This is a genomic window from Bradyrhizobium sp. 154, assembly GCF_023073875.1.
Lineage (GTDB): Bacteria > Pseudomonadota > Alphaproteobacteria > Rhizobiales > Xanthobacteraceae > Bradyrhizobium.
Window position 1 is genome coordinate 17,501 of record NZ_JADPKG010000046.1, and the last position, 7,860, is coordinate 25,360.

At 65.6% G+C, this 7,860-nt stretch carries 8 protein-coding genes and 1 pseudogene (1 of these 9 running past the window's edge); 2 read left to right on the plus strand and 7 right to left on the minus strand.

Translation table 11 applies throughout. The features are described 5' to 3' along the window. The 5 genes from IVA92_RS11555 to IVA92_RS11575 form a co-directional block, all read right to left on the minus strand. On the minus strand, window positions 1-694 hold the 5' portion of the coding sequence (locus IVA92_RS11555) for a Gfo/Idh/MocA family oxidoreductase (protein WP_247276779.1). The gene continues 620 nt to the left of window position 1, outside the view; the window shows 694 of its 1,314 coding nt (coding positions 1-694); the start codon lies at window positions 692-694; its stop codon lies off the left edge, out of view. A 167-nt stretch (window positions 695-861) separates the two neighbouring features. Beyond that, window positions 862-1,662 (minus strand): phytanoyl-CoA dioxygenase family protein, encoded by an 801-nt coding sequence (locus tag IVA92_RS11560; protein ID WP_247276778.1) that lies wholly within the window; start codon window positions 1,660-1,662, stop codon window positions 862-864. A gap of 140 nt (window positions 1,663-1,802) precedes the next feature. Then, a complete protein-coding gene (locus IVA92_RS11565) occupies window positions 1,803-2,480 on the minus strand; it encodes a GntR family transcriptional regulator (protein WP_247276777.1) in 678 nt (225 codons plus the stop codon). Between the two features lie 195 nt (window positions 2,481-2,675). Beyond that, entirely contained in the window at window positions 2,676-3,932 is a 1,257-nt protein-coding gene (locus IVA92_RS11570) for a M20/M25/M40 family metallo-hydrolase (RefSeq protein ID WP_247276776.1), read from the minus strand. Window positions 3,933-4,016: 84 nt separating this feature from the next. Then, complete coding sequence (locus IVA92_RS11575; protein ID WP_247276775.1) at window positions 4,017-4,874, minus strand: sigma-70 family RNA polymerase sigma factor; 858 nt, start codon at window positions 4,872-4,874, stop codon at window positions 4,017-4,019. 100 nt (window positions 4,875-4,974) lie between these two features. Between IVA92_RS11575 and IVA92_RS11580 the strand changes: the two genes are divergently transcribed. Further along, window positions 4,975-5,430, plus strand: a complete 456-nt coding sequence (locus IVA92_RS11580; RefSeq protein WP_247276787.1) for a carboxymuconolactone decarboxylase family protein — start codon at window positions 4,975-4,977, stop codon at window positions 5,428-5,430. A 49-nt stretch (window positions 5,431-5,479) separates the two neighbouring features. On the opposite strand, the gene IVA92_RS11585 is transcribed toward IVA92_RS11580, so the two are convergent. Together IVA92_RS11585 and IVA92_RS11590 are read right to left on the minus strand one after the other, a co-directional pair. Beyond that, complete coding sequence (locus tag IVA92_RS11585) at window positions 5,480-6,292, minus strand: alpha/beta hydrolase (protein WP_247276774.1); 813 nt, start codon at window positions 6,290-6,292, stop codon at window positions 5,480-5,482. A 2-nt stretch (window positions 6,293-6,294) separates the two neighbouring features. Further along, window positions 6,295-7,112 (minus strand): annotated as a pseudogene (locus tag IVA92_RS11590) (alpha/beta hydrolase). A 135-nt stretch (window positions 7,113-7,247) separates the two neighbouring features. Here IVA92_RS11590 and IVA92_RS11595 point away from each other — a divergent pair. Continuing rightward, window positions 7,248-7,790 (plus strand): methylated-DNA--[protein]-cysteine S-methyltransferase, encoded by a 543-nt coding sequence (locus IVA92_RS11595; RefSeq protein WP_247276773.1) that lies wholly within the window; start codon window positions 7,248-7,250, stop codon window positions 7,788-7,790. Window positions 7,791-7,860 lie beyond the last annotated feature (70 nt).

Here is a 7,860-nt window from a genome sequence, read left to right on the forward strand (position 1 = left end):
CGGGCACGTCGAGGGCGCAGGCATTGGCGATCGCGGCCATCTCGATCGCCGATTTGGTGCCGTCGAGGAAGGAGTTGAACATCTGCGGATTCATGCCGGCCGACTGCGCTTCGCCCGGAGTGAGGCCGTAATGCTGCCAGACGCCATCAGGCGTCACGTCATGATAGGCCGGCAGATATTTTGTGCCCTTGCCGGCGGCAACGACGCGGAAGCCAGTGGCCCGCGCCCAATCCACCATCTCCGCCGTCAGCGCCGGCTGGTCGCCATAGGCGAGCGAATAGACGACGCCGGCTTTTCGCGCTTCCTCTGCGAGCAGGGGGCCCGCCAGCACGTCGGCTTCGACATTGACCATCACGATATGCTTGCCCGCCGCAATCGCAGCGCGCGCATGCGTGATGCCGGCGGCGGGATTTCCGGTCGCCTCCACCACCACGTCCATCGCACCGCCGGCAATAGCGCGCACACCGTCATCGGTGAAGGTGGTCGCGGCGATGCGCGTCGAGTCCCAGCCGACGATGCGGCACGCCTCGCGGGCGCGGTCGCAATCGATGTCGATGATGACAGGCACTTCCAGCCCCGGCGTGTGCGGCACCTGCGCCAAAAACATCGAGCCGAATTTTCCGGCGCCGATCAGCGCGACACGAACCGGCTCGCCGGCGGACGCGCGGGCCTGGAGGAGACGGAAGAGGTTCATGGGGATATGTCCTGCGGAATGATCGTGTCCCCGACGCGGAGCAGCACGAAGTGCTGCTCCGCAGAGCCGGGACCCAGTGTAAGGGAATTCCGTGTCGGTGGGCCCCGGCTCAGCAGCGCATCACTGACGTGCTGCGCTGCGTCCGGGGCATGAGAGCATCCTACATCCTACTCCGCCGCCTGCCGCGGCGCACGCGCGAGCCGCAGCAGCGCGTCGTCCTCCACCGTCTTGATCGGTGTGAAATCGCGATGCGCGATGTAGTCCGGCCGCGTCGGGGTGCGGATGTAGTTCGAGACCGCATTCAGCGTCAAATACACGATTTTGCGCGGGTAGGGCGTGATGTTGCCGGCCGAGCCGTGCACGAGATTGCCGTGAAACATCAGCATGCCGCCGGGTTTGCCGGTGGGCGCCACGATGCCGCCCTGCTTGACGAGGCGTGTCACGGTGTCCTCGTCCAGCGTCCACAGCGGATAGGAGGTGGTGGCGAGGTCATGCGAGGCTTCGAGATCGCCGGCGTTCTGGCTGCGCGGCACCAGCATCAGGGGGCCGTTGATCGGCATCACCTCGTCGAGGAAGATCGCGATGTTCATCGCGCGCGGCTCCGGCATGCCGTCGTCGCGCTTCCAGGTGCCGTAATCCTGGTGCCACTGCCAGACGTCGCCGGTGAAGGCCGATTTCGCGTTGATCTTGAACTGGTGCATGTAGACCGGTTCGCCGAAGAGCTGCTCGACCGGCTCGATCATGCGCGGATGTGCGCCCAGGATGCGGAAGGCCTCGTTGTAGAGATGTGCGGCAAAGGCGGTGCGCGGCGCACCGCTCTTCTCGCGCCAGACCTCCGGCCGGTTGGTGTCATAGATGCCGACCGCCTCTCGCGCGAGCAGACCGACCTCCTCCTGGCTGAACAATTCGGGCAGGAACAGCCAGCCCTCGCGGTGGAAGAACTCCAATTGCTCTTGAGACAGTTTCATGGGTCGTCCTCCTGTTGTTTATTGTTGTCATTGCGGGGCGGTCCGCAGGACCGAACCCGGAATCCATTCATCCACAATCTCTGCCGCTCAATAGATTCCGGGCTCACACTTCGCGTGCCCCGGAATGACGGCGTTTGTGGTTACGCCGCAACCTCTTCCGTCGCCCTCAATCTCTCTTCGGTCATCCGTCCCGCCGTCTGCGCATGGGCCAGCGCCGCGCGTTCGGCAGCGTTCGCATCGCCCGCGAGAATGTGCTTGGCGATATCGGCATGCTCCGCCCAGGCGCTGGCGCGATAGTCGAGCTCGGACAGCACGGTCGCCATCGAGCGGCGCATGTGCGGCCATTGCGGCGCCATCGTCTCCTCGATCACGGGATTGCCGGCGATCTGGTAGATCGCGCGATGAAAATCGACGTCGAGCCCGATGAGTTCGGCCAGCGTCGTGTTACGGTCGATGGGGCGTCCGGCGGCAAGCGCCGCCTCCAGCCGCGCGCGACCCGCCGCGTCCGTGCCTGCACGTTCGGCAGCAAGCCGGGCGGCGAGTGCATCGATGGCGCCGCGCACCTCGTAAAGCTGGCGGATACGTGACGGGTCGAGCTGGGTGACCTCAAAGCCGCGCTTGCCGCTCTCGGCGACGAGGCCCTGCCGGTGCAACAAATGCAGCGCGTGCGACACCGGCTGGCGCGACACGCCGAGCCTGTCGGCGAGCTCGTTTTGCCGGATGCGCTGGCCAGGGGGCAGGGTGCGGTCGGAGATCGCCTCCAGGATCCGGGCATAGACCTGGTCGATCAAGTTCGGGAGTGGGTCGAGAGGGATCACGCCGGCAGCTCCGCGGCACCTGAAAACGGAATACGGAATTCCGTATTCGAAGCTACGCGGTGCGGCTGAGGGCGTCAAGCGGTACCATAGGATGGCCGCCTCTCATTTCGAAACGCGCTAAGCTATTGATATCGCTCGCGCCGTCTACTGTGCATGGGGTTGTTTTTCGAGAAAACGATCCGGCCCGGCGCCGTCCTACTTGATCTTGCCCTGCTCGATCAGCATCCGGCTCATCAGATAGAGCCGCGGCACGATCGAGTTGGTGTCGATGAACTCGTCGCGGGCATGATAGCCGAAGCCGGCGAGGCCGAAACTCTCGACCACGACCGCCTTGCCGCTGCGATTGGCGTAGCCGGCATCGGTGGCGCCTCCCGTCATCTCGGTGATGTCGAGCTTGCGGTCGATCTCGGCATAGATCGACTGTCCCACCTCGGCCAGCGCGCGGCCGCGACCGCTCGCGACGAAGGGCGGGCGGCCCGCTGTGATCGTCACCTTGGTTTCGGTGTCGGGAACGAGCTTCTCCTTCACCTTCTCGTCGAGCGCCGCCTGCAATTTGGCGATGCCATCGGGAATGGTGAGGCGGATGTCGGCGCCGGCCTCGGCCTTTTCCGGAATCTGGTTGCGTACGGTGCCGGCCTGCGCCGTGGTCCAGTTGAGCTGCGTGCCGGGGATCGACTTGGCGACGTCTTTGGTTTGCAGCAATTGATGGGCGAGCTCGATCAGCGCGTTGCGGCCGAGATCGGGCGCAGCGCCGGCATGCGAAGCGCGTCCTTTCACCTCCATCTTCGCCGTCGCGGTGCCGCTCGCCCCCAGCAGCAAGGAGTCGTTCTTTGCCGGAGGCGAAGCCGCCGTCGGCTCGCAGGAGAGCACGACGTCGTGCTGGTCGGCGAGCTCCGCGATCATCTCGCCCGACCCGATCGACCCCACCTCTTCGTCTGGATTGAACGACACGGTGAGCCTGGCATAGTCGTGCCAGCCGGCATCCTTCAGTATCTTGAGCGCATGCAGCACCACGGCGATGCCGCCCTTGTCGTCGGCGATGCCGGGGCCATAGATGCGGTTGCCGTCAACGCGGTACGGCTCGCTGGCGAGGACGCCGCGCTGATAGACCGTGTCCATATGCGCGATCAGCATCAGGTTTCGCGTGCCCGAGCCCTTGAACGTGGCGATCACCATATCGGCGCCTGTGCCGGCGGTGGTCTTGCGTCGCTCCGTGACGGCGCCAAGCGCCTTCAGGCGCGCTTCGGTGAAATCGGCCATCTTCTTCAAGCCTTCGGCGTCGCCGCTGCCACTCTCGATCATCACCATGTCACGCAGCGTCTCGATCAGCGGCGCCTTCTCCTGCTCGGCCGCGGCTTTCAGCTTCTCGTCGGCGGCCGCGACCGCGCTCGTGACGCCGGCGGCGAGACCGAGCAGCGACAGAGCAAGCAAGGGAGTGAGGCGGAATGTCATGAGGTGTCCTTTCCCGTTTCGAGCGGCGGCACCGCACGATCGGACGGAACCGTAACATCTAGGCAATCCGGATGCCACGTTTCGCTAGCGCTCAAGCACCTCCACATCGAGCGCCGCGATCCGCTCCGCATCGGCCAGCGCGTCGATTCCCGCGATCCGGTCGCCGTTGAAGGTAACACGAAGCGCGATGCGCAGATGTCCACCGAGGATGACGGCGACGCCGATCTCGCCGTCGACCAACGCGGTCCGTGCGGCCTGGGCGCGGCCCTTGTAGAGCTGCGCCACCGCATCGGCGCCGCGAATCTCGGGCAGCGAGCCGAGCCGCACCGCGGCTTGGTCGGCGCGGAATACGACGTCGGGATCGAGCACGGTCAGCAGGCCCTCGAAATCGCCTTCGCGCGACGCCTTGAGGAACGCATCGACGATTCGGCGCTGGTACGACAGGTCGGTCTCGGGCACCGGTGCGCCCTGCACCCGCCGCCGGGCGCGACTCGCGAGCTGCCGCGAGGCCTCGACCGAGCGGCCGACGATCGGCGCGATCTCCTCGAAGGGCACGGCAAACATGTCATGCAGCACGAACGCGAGCCGCTCCGCCGGCTGCAACGTCTCCAGCACGACCAACAGGGCGGCGCCGACGGAATCGGCCATCTCCGTCTCGCGCTCGCGCGTCTCGTCGATCGGCTCGGGCACGTGCGGGCCCATCGGATCCTCGCGGCGCGATTTCCGTGCGCGCAGCATGTCGAGGCAGATGCGCGCGACCACCGTCGTGAGCCAGCCGCGCAGGTTCGCGACATCGGACATGTCGTAGCGGCTGACCCGCAGCCAAGCCTCCTGCACGGCATCGTCGACCTCAGCACGGGACCCCAGCATCCGGTAGGCCACGGCGCGCAAATGGTCCCGGTTGGCCTCGAACTGGTGGCTGAGAAAATTTTGTTCGGTCATCGGTCACATTCCCTCATCGCGATCCGTCATGCCCATGACGAGGCCAATCCGGCCGATGTGACCGGAACCTTCGAAATTCAACAGACGGAGACGCAAGATGATGCACGCTCGCATGAATCACCCGGTGATGGTCCTGCCTGAGGCCATGAACCACCTTCAATCCATTGGCAACCTGACCAAACAGGGTCTGCCGGAAAAGCTCCTGGAGCTGGTGCACCTGCGGGCCAGCCAGATCAATGGCTGCGGCGTCTGCGTCGATATGCACCCGAAGCTCGCCCGTAAGCTCGGTGAGACCGACGAGCGCCTGTTCGCCGTGTCCGCCTGGCGCGAAGCGCCCTATTTCACCGAGGCCGAGCGCGCCGCGCTGGCGCTGACCGAGGCGGTCACGCGCCTTGCCGATCGCGAAGATCCGGTGCCTGATGCGATCTGGAACGAGGCCGCCAAGCATTTTGACGAGCGCGAGCTCGCAACGCTGATCCTCGCGATCGCGACGATCAACGTCTGGAACCGGCTGAATGCGACGATCAAGATGCCGGTCGGCGTTTGGAAGGTGTGAGGCCTCTTCCTTCGCCTCTCCCGGACGCAGGGAGGGGCGAAGAGCGCTCCTACTCCGCCAGGAATCTGTTCACCGCCTCGCCGAACTCAAGCGGCGCCTGTTCGAACATCCAGTGGCCGGCGTTCGGAATCACCGCCGTCTTGCTGCCCGCGATGTGCTCGGCGAGCACGCGCCACATCACCGACAGGCTTCCTGTCGTCGCGCCGCCGCCGATCAGCAGCGTCGGCGTCTTGATCGCCTGCGCATCGGCGAGCGTGTAGGGCTTGCGCTGCTCGTTGATCTGGCCGAGGAAAGTGATCGCGTTGTCGCGCAGTTGCTGCTTGGCCGCCGCAGGTACGCGCCGCCAGGAGCCGTCGCCTTCGATGCCGTCGTAAAAATTCTGCAGCGCGCCCTCGATGTCACCGGCGCGGATCATCTCGACCGAGCGCGCCGTACGGGCGGCGAGCGGCGGATGCGCGGGCGTGCCGGCGGGGACCGGCAGGCTGGCATCGAGATCGCCGCCCGGCTCGGCCAACACCAGTTTTCGCAACAGATCAGGCCGTATCTGCGCTACGCGGAAGGCGATGTGACCGCCGCGCGAATGCCCCATCAGGTCGACCGGTGCGGGCCTGACCTGCTCGATGAAGGCGATCACGTCGAAGACGTGCTGGGCCATCTTGTAGTCGTCGCCGACGGCATCCCAATGCTCGGGAAAGAAGTGCCGCAGGCTGACCGAGATCACGCGATGATGCCGCGACAGCGGTCCGAGCACCGAATACCAGGTGCGGAAATCCCCTAACGTGCCGTGCACGCAGACCAGCGGCGGACCGTCTCCGACTTCGAGATAGGCCATGTCGTAACCGTTGACGCGAAATGTCTGCATGATCAGCTCGCCAGAAACTCCAGGACCACTTCGGAGTATTTTTGCGGCGCCTGCTCGAACATCGGGTGCGTCGCGTTCGGGATGATCGCCTTCTTCGAATAGGGCACATGCGCCGCGAGCGCATGCAGCACCTTTGGCAGCAGGCCCTTGGTCCGCGCGCCCAGGATGAACAGCGTCGGCATTTTGATGGACTCCGCATCCGCCTTCGAGAACGGCGGGCGGTTGTCGCGACCTGACCGATCAGCGTCATGGCGTTGTCGCGCAGATTTTGCTTCACCGTCGCCGGCAGCCGCGGCCAGGTGCCGGGGCCCTCCAGCGCGTCGACGAAGACGGCGAGGCCGCCGTCGACGTCGCCGGCCGCGATCCTCTCGGCCGATGCTGTAAAGCGCGCCAGCAGCGGCGAGGGGCCGCCGACATAATCGGGATCGAGGCTCGCATCGAGCTCGCCGCCCGGCTCGGCGAGGATCAGTCGCCGCAGCATATCCGGCCTCCGCTGCGCCACGCGGAAGCAGATGTGCCCGCCGCGGGAATGGCCCATCAGGTCGACCGGCCCGAGGTCGAGCTTCTCGACGAAGGCGATGACGTCATCGACATGCTGGGCGATCGAATAAGTGTCCCCGACGCCGTCCCAGCGCGCCGGGTAGAAGTGCCTCAAGCTGACAGCGATCACCCGGTGGCGCTGCGACAACGGGCCAAGCACGCAACCCCAGACGCGGAAGTCGTTCAGCGAGCCGTGCACGCAGACCAGCGGCGGGCCGCCCTTGGCTTCGCCCACGTCGAGATAGGGCATGTCGTATCCGTTGACGTGGAGGCTTTGCATTCTGGGCTCGCGCGAAGGAAAAGGAACTCTGTGCAAGATTCCCGGAAACCGGGTGGATCGCAACTATTTCCAAGCCTAAATTCGAGCGGACAACACAATCGGGCATGCGACAAGGACGCAGCCAGGAACCAAGCCATGACTGACCAGCATTTTGCCCTGTTCGACACCAGGATCGGCCTGTGCGCCATCGCCTGGGGCCCGCGCGGCATCAATGGCACGCAACTGCCGATGGGCGGCGAGCAAAAGATCCGCACCCGTATCCATCAGCGTCATGCCGAGGCGACCGAAGGCGAGCCCACCGCCGAGGTGCAACAGGCGATCGATCGCATCGTCAAACTGCTCGCCGGCGAGCCCGATAATCTCACCGACATCCCGCTCGACCTCGACGGCGTGCCCGAGTTCAACCGCGGCGTCTACGATATCGCCCGCACCATCCCACCGGGCAAGACCATGACCTATGGCGACATCGCCAAGCGGCTCGGCGGCGTCGAACTGTCGCGCGACGTCGGCCAGGCGCTCGGCCGCAATCCGTGCCCGATCGTCGTGCCCTGCCATCGCGTGCTCGCGGCCGGCAACAAACCCGGCGGCTTCTCGGCGAATGGCGGCGTGGTGACGAAGCTGAAGATGCTCGAGATCGAAGGCGCGCTGGTGAACCACACGCCGAGTCTGTTTGATTGAGGGGTGCCACCCCCCGGAGGGGGGCGGCACCCCTCAATCAAACAGACTCGGCGTGTGGTTCACCAGCGCG

Excerpts from the sequence above, each read along its gene's own strand:
- IVA92_RS11560 (WP_247276778.1), bottom strand. The coding sequence starts at position 1,662 with ATGAAACTGTCTCAAGAGCAATTGGAGTTCTTCCACCGCGAGGGCTGG.
- IVA92_RS11570 (WP_247276776.1), bottom strand. The coding sequence starts at position 3,932 with ATGACATTCCGCCTCACTCCCTTGCTTGCTCTGTCGCTGCTCGGTCTC.
- IVA92_RS11575 (WP_247276775.1), bottom strand. The coding sequence starts at position 4,874 with ATGACCGAACAAAATTTTCTCAGCCACCAGTTCGAGGCCAACCGGGAC.
- IVA92_RS11580 (WP_247276787.1), top strand. The coding sequence starts at position 4,975 with ATGCACGCTCGCATGAATCACCCGGTGATGGTCCTGCCTGAGGCCATG.
- IVA92_RS11585 (WP_247276774.1), bottom strand. The coding sequence starts at position 6,292 with ATGCAGACATTTCGCGTCAACGGTTACGACATGGCCTATCTCGAAGTC.
- IVA92_RS11595 (WP_247276773.1), top strand. The coding sequence starts at position 7,248 with ATGACTGACCAGCATTTTGCCCTGTTCGACACCAGGATCGGCCTGTGC.